15 protein-coding genes are annotated in these 18,479 nt (G+C 68.9%); 5 read left to right on the plus strand and 10 right to left on the minus strand.

Annotated features, from left to right (window positions below):
• From ABDW61_RS25930 to ABDW61_RS25970, 9 genes are all read right to left on the minus strand, one after another.
• Positions 1 to 473: efflux RND transporter permease subunit (locus ABDW61_RS25930; RefSeq protein WP_343642929.1), on the minus strand; the 473-nt coding region annotated here is incomplete at its 3' end.
• On the minus strand, positions 470 to 3,700 hold the full coding sequence (locus ABDW61_RS25935; protein ID WP_343642950.1) for an MdtB/MuxB family multidrug efflux RND transporter permease subunit: 3,231 nt from the start codon (positions 3,698 to 3,700) through the stop codon (positions 470 to 472). The genes ABDW61_RS25930 and ABDW61_RS25935, both read right to left, overlap by 4 nt.
• 25 nt (positions 3,701 to 3,725) lie before the next feature.
• A complete protein-coding gene (locus tag ABDW61_RS25940) occupies positions 3,726 to 5,252 on the minus strand; it encodes an MdtA/MuxA family multidrug efflux RND transporter periplasmic adaptor subunit (protein WP_343642930.1) in 1,527 nt (508 codons plus the stop codon).
• A 190-nt stretch (positions 5,253 to 5,442) separates the two neighbouring features.
• The gene (locus tag ABDW61_RS25945) at positions 5,443 to 5,952 is read right to left on the minus strand and encodes a TlpA disulfide reductase family protein (RefSeq protein ID WP_343642931.1); all 510 of its coding nucleotides are present in this window, start codon (positions 5,950 to 5,952) and stop codon (positions 5,443 to 5,445) included.
• 72 nt (positions 5,953 to 6,024) lie between these two features.
• Positions 6,025 to 7,212 carry a hypothetical protein gene (locus ABDW61_RS25950; RefSeq protein WP_343642932.1) on the minus strand — a complete coding sequence of 396 codons (1,188 nt, stop codon included), beginning with the start codon at positions 7,210 to 7,212 and terminating at the stop codon, positions 6,025 to 6,027.
• Positions 7,213 to 7,343: 131 nt separating this feature from the next.
• A complete protein-coding gene (locus ABDW61_RS25955; RefSeq protein ID WP_343642934.1) occupies positions 7,344 to 8,102 on the minus strand; it encodes an alpha/beta hydrolase in 759 nt (252 codons plus the stop codon).
• A complete protein-coding gene (locus ABDW61_RS25960; RefSeq protein ID WP_343642936.1) occupies positions 8,099 to 9,364 on the minus strand; it encodes a CaiB/BaiF CoA-transferase family protein in 1,266 nt (421 codons plus the stop codon). Before ABDW61_RS25960 ends, ABDW61_RS25955 begins: the two co-directional genes overlap by 4 nt.
• Before the next feature lie 44 nt (positions 9,365 to 9,408).
• Entirely contained in the window at positions 9,409 to 10,542 is a 1,134-nt protein-coding gene (locus tag ABDW61_RS25965; protein WP_343642938.1) for a YbdK family carboxylate-amine ligase, read from the minus strand.
• The gene (locus ABDW61_RS25970) at positions 10,539 to 11,780 is read right to left on the minus strand and encodes a cation:proton antiporter (RefSeq protein ID WP_343642940.1); all 1,242 of its coding nucleotides are present in this window, start codon (positions 11,778 to 11,780) and stop codon (positions 10,539 to 10,541) included. Before ABDW61_RS25970 ends, ABDW61_RS25965 begins: the two co-directional genes overlap by 4 nt.
• A gap of 262 nt (positions 11,781 to 12,042) precedes the next feature.
• Between ABDW61_RS25970 and ABDW61_RS25975 the strand changes: the two genes are divergently transcribed.
• From ABDW61_RS25975 to ABDW61_RS25990, 4 genes are all read left to right on the plus strand, one after another.
• Positions 12,043 to 13,833 carry an alkaline phosphatase D family protein gene (locus tag ABDW61_RS25975; RefSeq protein WP_343642942.1) on the plus strand — a complete coding sequence of 597 codons (1,791 nt, stop codon included), beginning with the start codon at positions 12,043 to 12,045 and terminating at the stop codon, positions 13,831 to 13,833.
• A gap of 47 nt (positions 13,834 to 13,880) precedes the next feature.
• Positions 13,881 to 14,405 (plus strand): hypothetical protein, encoded by a 525-nt coding sequence (locus ABDW61_RS25980; protein WP_343642944.1) that lies wholly within the window; start codon positions 13,881 to 13,883, stop codon positions 14,403 to 14,405.
• Between the two features lie 69 nt (positions 14,406 to 14,474).
• Positions 14,475 to 14,918 carry a PTS fructose transporter subunit IIA gene (locus ABDW61_RS25985; protein ID WP_343642945.1) on the plus strand — a complete coding sequence of 148 codons (444 nt, stop codon included), beginning with the start codon at positions 14,475 to 14,477 and terminating at the stop codon, positions 14,916 to 14,918.
• Positions 14,915 to 15,184 carry an HPr family phosphocarrier protein gene (locus tag ABDW61_RS25990; RefSeq protein ID WP_343642951.1) on the plus strand — a complete coding sequence of 90 codons (270 nt, stop codon included), beginning with the start codon at positions 14,915 to 14,917 and terminating at the stop codon, positions 15,182 to 15,184. The genes ABDW61_RS25985 and ABDW61_RS25990 overlap by 4 nt, the downstream gene beginning before the upstream one ends.
• Positions 15,185 to 15,203: 19 nt before the next feature.
• On the opposite strand, the gene ABDW61_RS25995 is transcribed toward ABDW61_RS25990, so the two are convergent.
• Positions 15,204 to 16,049 carry a GNAT family N-acyltransferase gene (locus ABDW61_RS25995; protein WP_343642946.1) on the minus strand — a complete coding sequence of 282 codons (846 nt, stop codon included), beginning with the start codon at positions 16,047 to 16,049 and terminating at the stop codon, positions 15,204 to 15,206.
• Positions 16,050 to 16,248: 199 nt separating this feature from the next.
• Here ABDW61_RS25995 and ptsP point away from each other — a divergent pair, with 199 nt between their 5' ends.
• Positions 16,249 to 18,024, plus strand: a complete 1,776-nt coding sequence (gene ptsP, locus ABDW61_RS26000) for a phosphoenolpyruvate--protein phosphotransferase (protein ID WP_343642948.1) — start codon at positions 16,249 to 16,251, stop codon at positions 18,022 to 18,024.
• Positions 18,025 to 18,479: the final 455 nt, after the last annotated feature.

Below are 18,479 nucleotides of genomic sequence, written 5' to 3' on the forward strand. Positions count from 1 at the left end.
GCCGTGTCGTACATCTGGCCGCGCGTCAGCGTCTGCGAGGTCAGCGCCAGGATCATGATCGGCGCGTCGGCCGGGTTGACCTTGCGATAGGTCGGATTGCTCGGCATGCCGGTGGGCAGCAGGGTCCGGGCCGCGTTGATCGCGGCCTGCACGTCGCGCGCGGCGCCGTCGATGTCGCGGTTCAGGTCGAACTGCAGCGTCACGTTGCTCGATCCCAGCGACGAGCGCGAGGTGATCTCGGTCACGCCGGCGATGCTGCCCAGCGCGCGCTCGAGCGGCGTCGCGACCGTGGCCGCCATCGTGTCCGGACTCGCGCCCGGCAGCGACGCGGACAAGGAGATCGTCGGGAAGTCCACCTGCGGCAGCGGCGCGATCGGCAGGAAGTGGTAGCCCAGCATCCCCGCCAGCGCGATGCCGATGGTGATCAGCGTCGTTGCAACCGGCCTCGCGATGAAGGGCGCTGAAATATTCATGGGGCACCCCGATCGCCGGGTACGGTGATCGACCCTCCGAGAGGGTCGGGCCCGGCTTGGGGCGGCCCGGCGCTCGGGCCCGTCCCCTCCGATCCAGACCCCGGGCCGGCGTCGCGATGACGGCGGCGGTCGCGCCAACGCTGCGCGATCCGCGCGAAGCCCAGGTAGATCACCGGCGTCGTGAACAGCGTCAGCAACTGGCTCACGATCAGGCCGCCGACCATGGTCACGCCCAGCGGATGCCGCAGCTCATGGCCGACGCCGGTGCCCAGCATCAGCGGCAGTGCGCCCAGCAGCGCGGCCATCGTCGTCATCAGGATGGGCCGGAAGCGCAGCAGCGAGGCCTGGTGGATCGCGGCGCGCGGCTCGAGCCCCTGTTCGCGCTCGGCCTCGAGTGCGAAGTCGATCATCATGATCGCGTTCTTCTTCACGATGCCGATCAGCAGCACGATGCCGATGATCGCGATGATCCCCAGGTCCAGCCCGCCGACCAGCAGCGCCAGCAGCGCGCCCACGCCGGCCGACGGCAGCGTCGACAGGATGGTGACCGGATGGATGTAGCTCTCGTAGAGCACGCCCAGCACGATGTACATCGTGACCACCGCCGCCAGGATCAGGAACAGCGTGCTGGACAGCGAATTGCTGAAGGCCTCGGCCGCGCCCTGGAAGCTGGTCTCGACGCTGATGGGCAGGTCCAGTTGCGCCTGCTCCGCCTTGATCGCCTTCACCGCGTCGCCGAGCGCGACACCGGGCGGCAGGTTGAACGAGATCGTCGCCGCCGGGAACTGCGCGACGTGGTTGATCGCCAGCGCGGCCGGCCGCTCGACGATCTGCGCCACCGAGCTCAGCGGCACCTGCACCGTGCTCGTCTGCGGGACGCCGGCGACGGTGGCCGTCGTGGTGCCGGGCACGTAGAGGCCCTCGAGCGCGCGCGGGCCGCTGCGGAACTCCGGCGCGGCCTCGAGCACGACGCGGTACTGGCTGGCCTGCGTGTAGATGGTCGAGATCAGCCGCTGCCCGAAGGCGTTGTAGAGCGCGGTGTCGATGGCCGCGATCGTCACGCCCAGCCGCCCGGCCGCCTCACGGTCGATCTGCACCCAGGCCTGCAGCCCCTGGTTCTGCAGGTCGCTGGCGACGTCCGCCAATTGCGGCAGCCCCTTGAGCCGCTCCAGCAGCAGGTCGTTGGCCTTCTGCAGGTCGCCTGCGTCCGGCGAGCTGATCAGGAACTGGTACTGCGTCTTGGAGACGCGGTCCTCGATCGTCAGGTCCTGCACCGGCTGCATGTAGGCGGTGATGCCCGGCACCTGGCGGTTCAGGTCGCTCAGCCGCGCGATCACCTCGGTCGCCGACGCATGGCGCTGGGCGAAGGGCTTCAGCGTGATCTGCATGCGGCCGGTGTTCAGGGACGGGTTCGCGCCGTCGACGCCGATGAAGGAGGCGATGTGATCGACGTCGGGATCCTTCAGGAAGGCCTCGGCCAGTTTCTGCTGGCGCTCGCTCATCGCGTCGAAGGAGGTGCTCTGCGTCGCCTCGGTGATGACCTGCAGCAGCCCGGTGTCCTGCACCGGGAAGAAGCCCTTGGGCACGATCACGTAGAGCAGCGCCGTCAGCGCCAGCGTCGCGGCGAAGCCCAGCAGCGTCAGCACCGGGCGGTCCAGCACCCAGTCCAGCGCGCGTCCGTAGCCCTGGATCATGGCCTCGAACTTCGCGCCGAACCAGCTGCCTAGCCGCGAGTGCTTCTGCTCGGTCTCCGGCTTGAGCAGCCGGGCGCTCATCATCGGCGTCAGGGTCAGCGACACGAAGGCCGAGATCAGGATGGCCACCGCCAGCGTGATCGCGAACTCGTGGAACAGCCGGCCGACCACGTCGCCCATGAACAGCAGCGGGATCAGCACCGCGATCAGCGACACCGTCAGCGAGATGATGGTGAAGCCGATCTGGCGCGAGCCTTTGAAGGCCGCCTCCATCGGCGAGTCGCCTTCCTCGACGTAGCGGGCGATGTTCTCGATCATCACGATCGCGTCGTCGACGACGAAGCCCGTCGAGATGGTCAGCGCCATCAGCGTCAGGTTGTTGATCGAGAAGCCGGCCAGGTACATCACGCCGAAGGTGCCCACCAGCGACAGCGGCACCGCGACGCTGGGGATCAGCGTGGCGCTGCCGCTGCGCAGGAACAGGAAGATCACCGCCACCACCAGCGCGATGGCGAGCAGCAGCTCGATCTCGGTGTCGTCGACCGAGGCGCGGATGGTGGTGGTGCGGTCGGCCAGCACCTGCACGTCGACCGAGGCCGGCAGCGTGCCCTGCAGCTTGGGCAGCAGCGCCTTCACGCGGTCGACGGTCTGGATCACGTTCGCGCCGGGCTGGCGCTGCACGTTCAGGATCACGCCGGGCGTGGTGTCGGCCCAGGCCGCCAGGCGCAGGTTCTCGGCGTCGTCGACGATCTCGGCCACGTCGCTCAGGCGCAGCGGGTTGCCGTTCTTCCAGGCAATGATCAGGTTCTGGTATTCAGCGGCGGAGCGCAACTGGTCGTTGGCGTCGATGGTGGAAGCGCGCTGCGAGCCGTCGAAGCTGCCCTTGGCCTGGTTGACGTTGGCCGCGGCGATGGCGCTGCGCACGTCGTCCAGCGACAGGCCCAGCGCGGCGAGCGCGCGCGGATTGGCCTGGATGCGCACGGCGGGCCGGCGGCCGCCGGCGATGCTCACCAGGCCGACGCCGTCGACCTGCGAGAGCTTGGGCGCGAGGCGGTTCTCGACCAGGTCGTGGACCTTGATGACCGGCAGCGAGGGTGAGGTCACCGCGATCGTCAGCACCGGCGCGTCGGCCGGGTTGACCTTGCTGTAGACCGGCGGCATGGGAAGGTCGCTGGGCAGCAGGTTGCCGCCGGCGTTGATCGCGGCCTGCACCTCCTGCTCAGCGACATCGAGCGACAGCCCCAGCGAGAAGCGCAGCGTGATCACCGACGCGCCGCCCGAGCTCGACGAGGTCATCTGGTTCAGCCCCGGCATCTGGCCGAACTGGCGCTCCAGCGGCGCGGTGACGGTGGTCGAGATGACGTCGGGGCTCGCGCCCGGATACAGCGTCGTGACCTGGATGGTGGGGTAGTCGACCTCGGGCAGCGCCGACAGCGGCAGCAGCCGGTAGGCGAGCAGGCCGGCCAGCAGGATGGCCAGCATCAGCAGCGAGGTCGCGACCGGCCGCTCGATGAAGGGACGGGACGGGTTCATGGCCATGGCCGAGGCTCCGCGCCGCTCAGTTGCCGCCGCCGGACGCGGCCTGGCGCTTGGCGCGCTCCGCGCGGCGCTCGGCGATCCAGGCGTCGCGCTCGGCGGGACTCATCTTCATGACCTTGTCCTGGAGTTCTGGCGGCAGGCGGTCCAGCCAGGCCGGACGCTCGCCGGCGCCGGCCGAGGCCCCGCTCGCGGCCGAGGCGCCGGAGGCCGCGCCATGCGGGCCGCTCGCGCCACGGCCGCGGCGCGGCGCGGCATTGGCGCCGGCGCGCTGCTTGGGATCCGCGGCGATGACCTCGACCTTGGCGCCTTCGCGCAGGCGGTCGACGCCGTCGATGACCACGCGCTCGCCCGGCTCGATCTTGCCGTCCACCGCCATCCAGTCGCCATCGACCGCGCCGGTCTGGACCACGCGCGTGTTGACCGTGTTGTCGGCGTTGACGACGTAGACGTAGAAGCCCTGCGCGCCGCGCAGCACCGCGGCGGCCGGCACGGCCAGGCGGTTCTGCTCGGTGGCCAGCTGCAGCTTCACGCTGACCGACTGGTTGGGGAAGAGCGCGTCGTCCTCGTTCGGGAACAGCGCCTTGAGCTTGATCGTGTCGGTGCTGAGGTCGATCGCGTTGTCGGCGGTGGCGAGCTTGCCGGTGGCCAGGCGCGTCTTGCCGTCGCGGCTCCAGGCCTCGACCGCCATCGGCGTGCCGCCCTTGAGGCCGGCGGTGATGCGCGGCAGCAGCGCCGACGGCACCGCGAAGGTCAGCGCGATCGGGCGCGTCTGCGTGATGCTGACGATGCCGTTGGTGTCGCCGGTCTGCACCACGTTGCCGATGTCCGCCTGCTTCAGGCCGACGCGGCCGCTGATCGGCGCGAGCACCTTGGTGTAGGTGACCTGCAGCCGCGCGCTGTCGACGCTGGCCTGGTCGGCCTTGACGGTGCCTTCGAGCTGGCGGACGGTGGCCTGCTGCGTGTCGACCTGCTGGCGCGCGATCGCGTCCTTGGCGAGCAGGTCCTGGTAGCGGGCCAGGTCGATGCGGGCGTTGTCCAGCGAGGCCTTGTCGCGCGCGAGCTGACCCTCGGCCTGACCGAGCGCGGCCTGGAAGGCGCGCGGATCGATCTGCGCGAGCGTCTGACCGGCCTTGACCTGCTGGCCCTCAGTGAAGTGGATCTGCTGCAGCACGCCGTTGACCTGCGCGCGCACGACGGCGGTGTTGGAGGCGCTGATCGTGCCGATCGCGGCAGCGGTGTGGCGGATGTCCTGCAGGCGCGCCGGCATCACCGAGACCGGCTGCACGCGATTGGCGGCGAAGCGTCCGCCGCGGCCTCCGGCGGCGCCTGCGTTCCCGGGCGCGCTGGCCGCGCGAGCCGGGCCACCGGCCTGGCCGTCGGCGGCGCGGCCCTTCCACCACCACCAGCCGCCCGCCGCCGCGGCCAGCACCACGAGACCAAGGATCCAGGGGGCCGCGCGGCCACGTTGGGGCCGGCTCGCCGGCGCGCTGGAGGAGGACAGGGGGCCGATGACCGGCGCGCCAGAGGGCTTGTTGTTCGTGTTCATGCGGACGGGCGAAGCGTGATGTCGCCACCCTAGTATCTGGCGACAGCAGGCTGGTGTCCTGCGCGAAAAGAATCGCAAAGCGTCCGGGTCAACCCGAGGCGCGCCCATGAAAAATGCCGCTCCTGGAGCGGCATTCGTCGGGGGGAGGCGAGGGGAAGAGAACGGGAGAGAGGGGCCCTCGCGCGGGGGATCAGCTCTCGGCGAGCAGCTTCTCGATCGTGCCGTGCAGCGCGGCGAAGTCGGGCTCGCCGACGAAGCGCTTGACGATCTCGCCGCGCTTGTTGATGAGGAAGGTGGTCGGGGTCAGCTGGACCTTGCCGAACTGGCGCGCGATCTCGCCGGTGCTGTCCATGGCGACGCCGAAGGGCAGGTGGCGGGTCTCGGCGTAATTGGCGACGTAGGCCGGCGGGTCGTAGCTCATCGCCACGGCCAGCGTGTCGAAGCCCTTGTCCTTGTACTTCTGGTGGGTCGCGATCACGTTGGGCATCTCCTTGACGCAGGTCGTGCAGGAGGTGGCCCAGAAGTTGACCAGCATCACCTTGCCGGACCAGGCCTGCGCGGACGCGTGCCTGGAGCCGTCGAGCAGCACGTAGTCGACCCGCGGAGCGGGCTCGGGCTTCAGGCCCTCATAGGCGAGACCGGCGCCGATCCCGACGGCGGCGACGAGCAGGAGGAGTCCGGACCAGCGAGGCAGCTTCATGGGGGGCGAGTGTATGCCTGGGCCCGTCCACCCGCCACCCGGGAGGGGCTTGCGCCGCGACGCGATGGGGGTTCAGAGCGCCTTGGACAGCTCGAAAAGCAGCACCGACGGGAGCGCGTCCTGGAGGTTGTGGCGCGAGATCCGCGCCATGTGGTCGGCGGTGGCGGTGGAGAGCTGCGTCTGCTGGTCGCCGTCGAGCACCTCGATGAAGCTGAAGTTGGGCACCTCGCCGGTGATGTCGGCGCGCAGCCGGTCGAAGCCGGCGTCGCGCAGCGACTGCTCGAAGGCGATCCCGTGGGGCAGGCCTTCCTCGCAGAAGTGCATCGCCTCGTCCATCGAGGCGACGGCATCGATGATCAGGCCCATGTGGCGCACGGCGCCCTGGATCTCCTGGCGCAGCTCGCGGCGCGGGGACACGATCAGCAGGTGGCAGCCGGCCAGCGGCTTGGAGTTGTGCGAGGGCAGCGGATCGTCGGGTTCGGGCAGACCGGACCGGTCGGGGCGGTCAGGGCGAGGGGGCGGCGGCTCGCTCTGCGGCACGCTGGACTCGTCCGTGGCGACGTGGGGGAACTCCAGTGTCAGCATCGTGATGCCGGCCTCGTCCTCGCGCAGCGGGAGCGCGCCCAGCGTCAGCGCGGTCTGCTCGATCAGGCGCCAGGTCAGGGAATTCAGCGACTCGGGCGGCTCGTGGATCGCCGCCGAGGGCGCGCTGCCCAGGTCCAGCGAGCGGTGGGCGAAACGGCACATCAGCCGCGCCTTGGCGGGCCAGGGCGTCAGGTCCAGCCGCATCTCGAGCGAGGAATGGGTGTTGAGCAGCGCCCAGTCCATCACCGCGTTCAGGAGCGAGAACAGCAGCGAAGCGTCGGTCATGACCTCGATCGGCTGCAGCAACTGGCGGATCTGGATGCCGCGCGCCTGCGTCTCGCGGCTGCGCTGAGTCAGGACGGTGCGCAGCACCTGGGTCAGATGGACCCGCTCGCGCGACAGGCGCAGACGGCCGGAGGCCAGACGGGCCAGTTGCTGGCTCACCATGCCGGCCTCGCGCGCCTGCGCCACCGAATCGCGCAGCGCCCGCAGGCCTTGGCGATCGATCTGACCGGTGCTGATCAGGGTCTGGATCCGCTCCAGCGCCGCGCTCAGCGGGCCGGCGATCTCGGCGCCGAGCTGCTGGACGATGTCGCCCCACTGCGAATCGCTGGGACGCTGCGCCATGTCATTGGCGGCCAACGGCGCGGCAACGGGAAGGGGCGGGCGGGACATGCTCTCTCATTGTCTTTGTTCCACCGGCGGCAGGCCGGGGCTGGGAGGCGCCATGGTTCCCCGCGCTCCAGGGAGCGGCCATCCCGTGACTCGGGGGCGAGGCGCCACCCATCCGGATGGCGTGAAATGGCTCACGGTCGGGAAGCTGCCTGCCGGTCCGCGAGCATCAGCAGGCGCTCGGTGAGTTCCTGGGGCGCGGAGACCATCACCTGATGCCCGGTGTGGATCTCGAAGAGCTCCCAGCCCGGCTGGCTGCGCGCGCGCTCGCGCGCCGCCGCGATGGTGAGCAGCGCCGGCCGGTCGCAGTCGATGAAGGTGCGGGGCCGCCGCAGCCATGCCGCCTTGTCGAACTCGAGCGGGCTGTCATAGACGCCGCCCGGCTGCGGCCGCTGGCAGCGCATCATCCAGTCGAAGTCTTCCGGCTTGAGTCCCATGCCATGGGGCTCGGTCACCGGCAGGTGCCCGAACTTCGAGATCAGCTCGCGCCGCTGGACCTGCGTTTCCGGCGTATGCCGGCTGGACCAGCTCTCGCCCGGTTCCGGCACGACCGCGTCCAGATAGACCAGCCGCGCGATGCGCTCCGGCATCTGATCCGCGACGCCGGTGATGACCATCCCGCTGTAGCTGTGGCCGACAAGCAGCACGTCGCTCAATTCCTCGCACTCGATGACCGCCTTGACGTCATCGATGTGGGTCTGCAGCCGGATGCCGTCATGCGGCTGATGCGCGCGCTCTCCCACCCCGCTGAGCGTGACGGGAAACACACGATGTCCCGCCGCGCGCAGCGGCCCCAACACCCGTTTCCACGCCCACGCGCCCAGCCACGCGCCGTGGACCAGGACGATGTTCACGCCGGATTGCGGCCCGCTGGCCTGTCCGTCCCCGCTCATGCAATGACTCCTTCCTTGCGCCAGATGGCGATCGCCTCGGGGCCATGGCCCAGCTCGCCGAGGACTTCATCGGTGTGCTGCCCCAGCAGCGGAGGGGGCAATCGGTAGGCCACCGGTGTCCCGGACAGCTTCATCGGGCTGGCGACGACGCGCAGCGTGTCGCTCAGCGGATGGTCCATGTCGACGACCATGCCGCGATGCCGGACCTGCGGATCCTCGAAGACCTCCGACAGGTCGTTGATCGCGCCGCCCGGCACCTTGGCCGCCTCCATCGCGTCCAGCCAGTGCTGCCGCGACTGCGTGGCGATGCGCTCGGCCAGCAGCGGGACCAGCTCGTCGCGGTGCCGCACCCGCTGCGCATTGGTCGCGTAGCGCGGGTCGCGCGGCAGCCCGGGCAGGCCGAGGATCTCGCAGAACTTGATGAACTGGCCGTCGTTGCCGACTGCAACGATCAGGTGCCCGTCGTTGGCATGGAACACCTGGTACGGAACGATGTTCTGGTGCGCGTTGCCCATGCGCCGTGGCGCCTTGCCGGTGGCCAGGTAGTTGGCGCCGAGGTTGGCCAGCATCGCGACCTGGGTGTCGAGCAGGGCCATGTCGACGACCTGTCCCTGGCCGGTCGCGTCGCGGTGCCGCAGCGCGGCCAGGATCGCGACCGTGGCGTACATGCCGGTGAACAGGTCCGCTACCGCGACCCCCACCTTCTGCGGGCCGCCGCCAGGCAGCGCGTCGGCCTCGCCGGTCACGCTCATCAGGCCGCCCAGGCCCTGGACCGCGTAGTCGTAGCCCGCTCTGTCGCGGTAGGGGCCGGTCTGCCCGAAGCCGGTGACGGAGCAGAACACCAATCGCGGATTGAGCGCCAGCAGCGCCTGGGCATCCAGCCCGTAGCGCGTGAGGTCGCCGACCTTGTAGTTCTCGACCAGCACGTCGGCGCGCATCGCGAGCTCGCGGATCAAGGCCTGACCCTCGAGGCTCGCGATGTCGATGGCGATCGAGCGCTTGTTGCGGTTGGCGCCCAGGTAGTAGGCTGCCTCGCCGGTGTCCTGTCCGTCGCGATCCTTCAGATAGGGCGGCCCCCAGCTGCGGGTGTCGTCTCCCCCGGGATGGCCGCCCTTCGGGGGGCGTTCGACCTTGATGACATCGGCGCCGAGGTCGGCCAGCGTCTGCGTGCACCAGGGCCCGGCCAGCACACGGGAGAGATCCAGCACGCGCACGCCCTGCAGGGCCATGGCGGAGGGACGGAGGGGGTTCGCTTCGCTCATCGGGGCATTGTGGGGGATGCCGCCCCCTGGCGCGGCGAACCGGCTCAGCGTGTCGCCACGGGCCGCCCCGCCCAGCGCTCGCATTGCTGGCGCACCAGCTCGTTGAGCAGCTGCTCCTTTTCGACGACCCCGCGCGCCCAGGTGGCGTCGTTGCCTTGCCAGCGCATCTCCTCGCGGACGTAGCGCAGCGCCGGCTCCGCCTTCAGCGCGACGGCGTGCGGTTCCAGCGCGTGCAGCGTGACGTTCAGGTCCTCGCGCAGGCTGCGGTGCTCGCCGCTCTTGGGGTCGACGAAGGTGCCATCCAGTCCGAAGCGGCAGGCCTGGAACCGGTTGAAGGTGTAGGGCAGGTAGTCGTCCTCGTGCAGCGCGAACGGCTGGTCATGCGAGATCCAGCGCGCCAGGCACTGGATCAGCGCGGCCAGCGCCGAGGCCTTCTCGATCGTCAGCGGCGTGTCCAGCACGCGCACTTCGATCGTGCCGTACTCGGGCTTGGGCCGGATGTCCCAGTAGAAGTCCTTCATGCTCTTCACGACGCCGGTGTGCGTCATCTTCTCGAAGAACACCAGGAAGTCGTCCCAGGTCAGCACGAAGGGCGCGCGCCCCGAGAGCGGGAACGCGAACACCGAGTTCAGCCGCGCCGAATGGAAGCCGGTGTCGTTGCCCTGCACGTAGGGCGAGGACGCCGACAGCGCGATCAGGTGCGGGATGAAGCGCGAGAGGCCGTGCAGCAGCCGCAGCGCGTGGTCCGGCCCTTCGCAGCCGATGTGCACGTGCTGGCCGAAGATCGTGAACTGCTTGCTCAGGTAGCCGTAGAGCGAGGAGATCTCCTGGAAGCGCGGCTTGTCGAAGATGCGCTGCTTGCTCCAGTGCTGGTAGGGGTGGGTGCCGCCGCCCGACAGGCCGAGGTTGAGCTTGTCGGCGCTGCGCACCAGCGCGTCGCGGGTGATGGTCAGCTGCTCCAGCACCTGCTCGTAGTTCGTGCACACGTTGGTGCAGAGCTCGATCATGCTGTCGGTGATCTCGGGCGTGACGTCGCCGGGCAGCGTCTCGCCCTTCATCACCCGCAGCAGGTCCTTGGAGCCCGGTGTGAGGTCGTAGTCGTGGCGGTTGACGATCTGGAGCTCGAGCTCCACGCCCATCGTCAGGGGCTTCGAGGTGGCAAAGGGTTCGAGGCTCATCGTTTCGGCGCCTCCGTGACGGCGGTTTCAGGGTGGTGCTCGCCGGCGACGCGCAGCCCCCATTGCACGGCGATCGGGCCGACGAGTTCCATCAGCGCGATCGTGGACAGGATGACCGGTGCCAGCATGGCCGCGATCTGCGGGTGGTGCAGCTGCACTTCGCTGAAGAGCACCAGCGTCGTACCCGACACCGGACTCAGGCACACCGCCAGCGCGATGCCCTGCCGGGCGTCGATGCCGCTGATGCGCGCCATGCCGGTCAGCGCCAGCGCCTTGGCGGCCAGGCGCAGCAGCAGCAGCGCCAGCGCCAGCACCGCGCCGGCGGCCAGCGCCTGCAAGGTCCACGCGGAACCGACCGCGACGAACAGCATCAGCACCAGCACGCCGCCGGCCGTGCCAAAGTGGCGCGGCCAGACCCAGGGGCGCTCGGTGGTGTTGCGCAGGATCATGCCGGCCAGCAGCGGCACCAGCAGCGTGGACAGGTTCAGCACCCGCGCCGCGCTCAGCGCCACCAGCACCAGGCCCAGCAGCATCAGCACCGAGTTCTCGTTGCGCAGGTCCAGGCGGCGCATCAGGCCGGCCGTCAGCCGCGCCAGCAGCGCCGCGACGATCACCGATCCGATGAACGCATACAGCGGCTGCGCGACGGCCTCCAGCCAGTCGCCCTTCTGGTCCAGCGCCAGCCAGCCCAGCAGCAGCTTGTGCGCGAGCACGCCGTAGATGGTGTTCAGCGAGGCCAGCGCGAGCATCCGCTCGCTGACCTGGCCGGCCGCGCGCAGTTCCGCGCCGACGCGCCCGATCACCGCGGCGCTCGAGGCCATCGTCAGCACCGCGCAGCTGATCGAGATCAGCGGGCTCACGCCCAGCAGCGTCAGGCCGTAGCCGACGAAGACGAAGCTGGCGAGCGCCTCGGCGGCGCTGGCGCCGAGCAGTGCCTTGTTGTTGCGCAGCCAGCGCAGGTTCACGCGCGAGCCCATCTCGAACAGCAGCAGCGCCAGCGCGAGATCGACGACCAGCCGCAGCCGCGCATCCAGCGCGCCGTTGGCGAAGATGCCGTGGCCGAGCGCTGCCAGGATCATGCCCACGACGCTGTAGCCCACGACGCGGGGCAGGCCGAGGCGGCGGTTGACGAATTCGCCGAGCACGCCGGCGGCCACCATGGTCAGCGAGGCCCAGAACAGCCAGTCCGGCCGCGGCGGCCAGCTGCTGAACTGGAGGAAGTTCGCAAAGTCGTTCATCAAAGCAGGAGACCCTCGTTGAATGGACGGCCAGCGATTCTAGGCGGCGGGCCGTCGCCGCCCTTCGATGCGGGAGCGGTGCTCGCGCCGGGGCAATCGGCGCGCATGGCCCGCCAGCCCCGCAGCCATGGGCCCTGAGCGCGGGTCGGGCCTTGCCAGGACCGCAAGCGGCCTGCTTTGCCGTCATTTCTTCCTGGCAATTCCTGAAGGGCGATGGCCGCTTGCGCCAACTGAGGCCCGTTTCACTCCTCCGGGATGACCGATGACCACCAACCAGAACCTGCCTCCCCACGACGACGGTGAGACAGGCATCGACCGCCGACGTCGGCAACTGCTCGGCGGCGCCGCGGCTGCGGGACTTCTGGCGGCCGTGCCGCTCGACGCGGCCGTGGCGCAGGAGCCGCTCAACGTGCGCTTCACGCACGGCGTGGCCAGCGGCGATCCGCTCGGCGATCGCGTGATCCTGTGGACGCGCGTGCTGCCCCAGCACGCAGGCGATGCCGGTGAGGGCGGCCGACGCTGGCGATCGTTGCCCGACGTGCCGGTCCAGTGGGAGATCGCCGAGGACGAGAGCTTCAGCCAGGTGGTCGGCCAGGGCAGTTGGGTCGCCACCCGGAGCAACGATTTCTGCGTGAAGGTCGATGCCCAGGGCTTGCAGCCGGGCACGAACTACTGGTACCGGTTCAAGGCGGGTTCCGCGACGTCGGCCACCGGCCGCACGCGCACGCTGCCCGCCGGCAAGGTGGCACGGGTGTGCATGGCGGTGTTCTCGTGCGCCAACTACGCCGCCGGCCACTTCCACGTCTACGCGGAAGCCGTCAAGCGGATGGAAGCGGATCCCGGCCGCTACGACGCCCTGCTGCATCTGGGCGATTACATCTACGAATCCGCCGCTGACGGGTATGCCAGCGAGGACGCCAAGGCGCTGGGCCGGCAGGTCGACCCCGTGAACGAGACCTTGAAGCTGCGCGACTATCGCCGCCGCTATGCGCAGTGTCGGGCCGATGCCGCGCTGCAGCGGCTCCACCAACTGGCGCCGATGATCGCCGTCTGGGACGATCACGAGTTCGCCAATAACACCTGGCGGGAAGGCGCAGAAAACCACCAGGAGGCGGAGGGCGCATTCAAGCGCCGCAAGAACGCCGCGGCACGTGCGTGGCGCGAATGGCTGCCGGTGCGCGACATGGACAGGCGGCTCGTGAACCATCGCGGTTTCGACTTCGGTGACCTGCTGTCGTTGAACATGCTCGAGACGCGGATTCAGTCGCGTCAGAAGCAGTTGGAACTGAAGAAATTCATGCCGGAGGAAGACTTCGATCAGGCGGCGTTCCTCAAGGCCATCCACGATCCTGAGCGTGACCTGTTGGGACCGGCGCAGACCAAGTGGTTGTCGGATCGGATGCGGACGTCGAGCGCGACCTGGACGGTGCTGGGCCAGCAGGTCCTGATGGGCCGGATGCTGGTCCCGGCGGCGATCATGATGGATAGGGAGCGGCCGGGGAGCGGCCTGTCGCCCGAGGCATTCGTGAAGTCGGCCACCCGGGCCAAGCTCGCGCCGCACACGCTGACGCCGCGCGAGAAGATGCTGCTCAGCCTGCGGCCGGTCCCGTACAACCTGGACGCGTGGGACGGGTATCCCACTTCGCGGGATGAGCTTCTGGAGCTCGCGAGCTCGCTGAAAAAGAATCTCGTGGTCCTCGCGGGAGACACCCATAACGCGTGGGCCAACGACCTGCTGGATGGTGAGCGGCATGTCGGCGTGGAGTTCGCGACGCCGTCGGTCACCTCGCCGGGGTTGGAGGTGACGCTCGCGCCCCTGAGACCGGATGACGTGGCCACGCTCTTCAAGACCTTCATCCCCAGCTTGAAGTTCGCCGAGACCCGGCGGCGCGGCTACATGGAGGTCACCGCGACGCACGAGGTCTGCCGAGCGGACTGGGTCCTGATCGATACGGTCAAGGCGCCGGTCTACGCCGTGGGGCTGCCCTCTTCGATGCAGGTGCTGCCGGGCGAGGGGCATCGGCGACTGGTGGCGGTGCAGAGCGTCGGCTGAGCGAGCGCCTTGCGTGCTGGCTCTAAGATCGCCTGATGCGCGCTTCAATGCCAGCCCTCCTGCCGTTGCTGCTGACGGTGATCGCCGGCGTCCTGCTGACCGCAGGTTGCAGCCCCGCCTTGAATTGGCGCAAGGTGAGTCCGGACGGCGCTCAGCTCGAACTGATGTTTCCCTGCAAGCCCGAGCGCGAGGAGCGGACCCAGCCAGGCCCCGGCGGCCGGACGGTGACGGTGCGCACGATGAGCTGCAAGGTCAGCGGCGGGCAGTTCTCGCTCACCTGGGGCGATCTGGGGGAGGCCGCGGCTGTCTCCGCCGCGATGCGCCGGATGCATGAAGGCATCGCTCGCCAGATGTCGCCCGGAGCGTCCGCGCCACTGGCCGTGCGCGGAGCGGTGTCCGATCCCGAGTCCTTCCAGCAGGCCTTCGAGGCCAGACCGGGCCAGCCCGCCCAGCAGGCGCGGCAGGCGGTGTTCGCGCGCGGCGGCCGGCTGTACCAGCTGCTCATGCAGGGGGAGCGGCTCGACGCCGAGGCCTGGGAGGTGTTCCTCGGATCGGTGCAGCTGCCGCCCTGAAGTGGGTCGCCCTCCCCAGGATTGCGGGTTTGTGCGAGCCCCGCCCGCGCCATGCTGCGGCGCACGATAATGAGCTTCATGTCCGGCCTGCTGCTGATTGCCCATGCTCCGCTGGCCACCGCGCTCAAGCAGGTGGCCGAGCACACGTTCCCGCATTGCTCGCTGCAGCTGAGCGTGCTGGACGTGACGCCGGACATGAGCGCTGATGAGGTGGAGTCGCAGGCGCGCGCGCTCATCATCGCGTCCGGGCATGTGCAGACCCTGGTGTTGACCGACGTCTACGGCGCCACGCCGACCAATGCCGCACTGCGTCTGCAGGGCGAGCAGGTGAAGGTGCTCGCGGGGGTCAACGTGCCGATGCTGTGGCGCTCGCTGTGCTATGCCGGCGAGGGTCTGGACGCCCTGCTCCAGCGTGCCAGCCAGGGCGGCACCCAGGGCATCGTGTGCGATGCGGCGGCTGCGCCAGCATCGCCGTGTTCCTCTTCTTCCACGTCCCAACCGTCCCGCTCATGATCAAGTCGACGCTCACCATCAGCAACAAGCTGGGCCTTCATGCCCGTGCCTCGGCGAAGTTGACGAAGTTGGCGGGCGGATTCCAGGCGGAGGTCTTCATGACTCGCAACGGCCGCCGCGTGAATGCCAAGAGCATCATGGGCGTGATGATGCTGGCGGCCGGGATCGGCGCCGAGGTGGAGCTGGAGACGGCGGGCGAAGACGAGCAGGCCGCCCACGACGCCATCACCGCCCTGGTGAACGACAAGTTCGGCGAAGGCCAGTAACGGCGCTCGCCGGCGCGGTTCAGCGCCCCAGGAAGTGTTTCCGATACCGCGCCGGCAGATCCGCGATGCGCATGATCATCGGCAGGTCGGCGGTATTGAAGTCGGGATCCCAGGCGGGGCGCCCGAGGATGCGCGCGCCGCAGCGCAGATAGCCCTTGATGAGCGGAGGCGGATCGACGGCGAGGTCTTGCCGGAGTTCGTCGACGGGCAATGGCAGCCGCGGCCGCACCTGCCATTCGATATCGGCCATGTGGCTGCCTTCAAGCTGCCGCCACAGGCTGGCCGCGTAGTGGCCGCCGTCGCGCATGCTGATGCTGGCGCAGCCGATCATCGTGTCCAGGTCGTTGCGGACCATGAACTCGGCCAGCGCGCCCCACAGCGCCATGATGGCGCCGCCATGGCGATGGTCCGCATGCACGCAGGAGCGGCCCAGCTCGACCATGCGGGGGCGCAGCGAGCGCAACCGGGTGAGGTCGAATTCGGTCTCGCTGTACAGGCCGCCGGCGCGGCGGGCGGCTTCGGGCGTCAGCACGCGGTAGGTGCCGATGACCGCTCCGGGCTGGTTGCGCTCGTCGAGCATGCGCACCAGCAGGTGTTCGCAGAAGGGGTCGAAGATGTCGACATCGTGCCCGGCGGGCGCGCCTGCCGGCACGCTCAGCCGGGCGCCCATCTCGTCGACGAAGACTTGATACCTCAGGCGCTGGGCCTGGCGGACTTCGTCTTCCGTGCGCGCCCAACCCACGTGGAAGCGAGTGCGCGCAGCGTCGACAGCGACGTCTTGCGGCCTGGCTGGAAGTGACCTCCGGGGCGCCTCGGCGGGGCGCAGATCCGAGAAGGGCAGGGTGGGCAGCGGCAGATCCCTCATGACAGAGCCTCGCTCAAGTGATGCCCGCGATGCTGAGCGGGCGGGGTGACGCGTCAGTGACCTGAAAGTGAACGAACCATGACAGTCGTGGCGTCGTCACGGTGGCGAAGGATGACGGTTGACGCGGGCCCAGCATAGGTTTTCATGCAGTTCACCTTCGCGCCACGGGGACATGGGAACCCGCTGCTACAGTCGGCGCATGAGCTTTCAGGTCTTCGGCATTCCCGTTTCTCGCGGCGTGGCGATCGGCCGAGCGGTGCTGGTCGCGTCCAGCCGCGTCGACGTCGCGCATTACTTCATCGGCGCCGCCGACGCGGAGCAGGAGTTCGCCCGGCTGGTCCGGGGCCGCGATGCGGTCACGCGGGAGCTGCAGGCCCTGAAGGCCGAGCTGCCCGAGGACGCGCCGCATGAACTCGACGCCCTGCTGGATGTGCATCTGCTGCTGCTGAATGACGAGGCGCTGGTGGACGCGGCCCGCGACTGGATCGTCGACCGGCACTACAACGCTGAATGGGCGTTGTCCGCTCAACTGGAAGTGCTGGCGCGTCAGTTCGACGAAATGGAGGACGACTACCTGCGCGAGCGCAAGGCCGACCTGGAGCAGGTGGTGGAGCGCGTGCTGGCTGCGCTCGCGGCCGAGCAGGACGACTCGCCCAGCGGCGCGGCGGCGGTCGTGGCGCGCGACTTCGCGGGCGAGGACCCCTTGCTGCTGGTCGCCGCGGACATCGCGCCAGCCGACATGATCCAGTTCAAGCGCAGCGTCTTCCAGGGCTTCATCACCGACATCGGAGGGAAGACCTCGCACACCGCGATCGTGGCGCGCAGCATGGCGATCCCCGCCGTGGTGGGCACCCGGGAGGCTTCGCGGCTGATTCGTCAGGACGACTGGGTGATCATTGACGGCGATGCCGGGACAGTGATCGTCAATCCGTCGCCGATCGTGCTGGAGGAATACCGCTTCCGGCAGCGGCAGGCGGAGCTTGAGCAGGCGCGGCTGGCGCGCCTGCGCCATACGCCGGCGATCACGCTGGACGGCCAGCGCATCGAGCTGCACGCCAACATCGAGCTGCCGGGCGACACGGTGGCCGCGCTGGCCTCCGGTGCCACTGGGGTCGGGCTGTTCCGCAGCGAGTTCCTGTTCATGAACCGCGATGGCGATCTGCCGAGCGAGGAAGAACAGTTCGCCGCCTACAAGAGCGCGGTCGAGGCCATGGGAGGCCTGCCTGTGACGATCCGGACGGTGGACATTGGCGCGGACAAGCCGCTCGACCGCATGTCGGTCAATGAATTGCGCCATGAGCATGTGCTCAATCCGGCCATGGGGCTGCGGGCGATTCGTTGGAGTCTGGCGGAGCCGAGCATGTTCCGTCAGCAACTCCGCGCCATCTATCGGGCCAGCGCCTTCGGCAAGGTCAAGTTGCTCGTCCCGATGGTCGCCCATCTGGGGGAGATCCGTCAGGTCCAGGACACCATCAAGCGGGTGAAGGCGCAGCTGGACGAGGTCGGGCAAGCCTATGGCGACGTCGAACTGGGCGTGATGGTGGAGGTGCCGGCGGCGGCGATCATGCTGCCCCAACTGCTCAAGCATGTGGACTTCGTGTCCATTGGCACCAACGACCTCATCCAATATACGTTGGCGATCGATCGCGCCGACGAGGCGGTCGCCCATCTGTATGACCCGTGGCATCCGGCGGTGCTGCACCTGCTGGCCAGCTCGATCGCGCAGGCGCGCGCGGCCGGCAAGGAAGTGAGCGTCTGCGGGGAGATGGCCGGCGACGCCGTGTTCACCGACCTGCTCCTCGCGATGGGGCTGACCTGCTTCTCCATGCATCCGTCGCAGATCCCATCGGTCAAGCAGCGGGTGCTGCGGGCCGACGTGCCCCGACTGGCAGCGGCGCTGCCGCGCATCCTGGAAAGCGACGAGCCCTACAAGGCGGCCCTGGAGGCGCTGGCGCCGCAGTCTCGTCTGCACTGAGGAGCGCGCTTGTGCCTCCGGCCCAAGCCCCGCGCTCCCCTTGGCATTCGCCGCTCAGCGCATGCCCAAATGACGCTCGCATGACGGGAGTTGCGCGGTCAAAAAATATCGTGCTAGACTCTCGGTCTTCGCTGCTCACGACAACGTTTTGAGCAGCGGCCTCGGAGGGTATGCCGAGGCGCTGATTGAATATTGAAGCAGTTCAATATTCAATCAGCGGGCGAGATTCTCGCAGTCGACTATCAAAATATTTTTCGCTGACTGCTTGACGGATTCAAAAAGAATCGTTCATAATCTCGCTTCTGCGCTGCTGACGACAAATCAGCGGCGCGACGAAGCAAGGCGAAAGCTGCTTCGATGTTCTTTAAGAATTTACAGCCGATAAGCGTGGGCGTCTGGACGAGCGACCTGAGAAGGTTAAATCGCTAGATGCTCACGGAAAATGAATGAAGCTA

Source organism: Roseateles sp. (genome assembly GCF_039595595.1).
Classification (GTDB): domain Bacteria; phylum Pseudomonadota; class Gammaproteobacteria; order Burkholderiales; family Burkholderiaceae_C; genus Roseateles.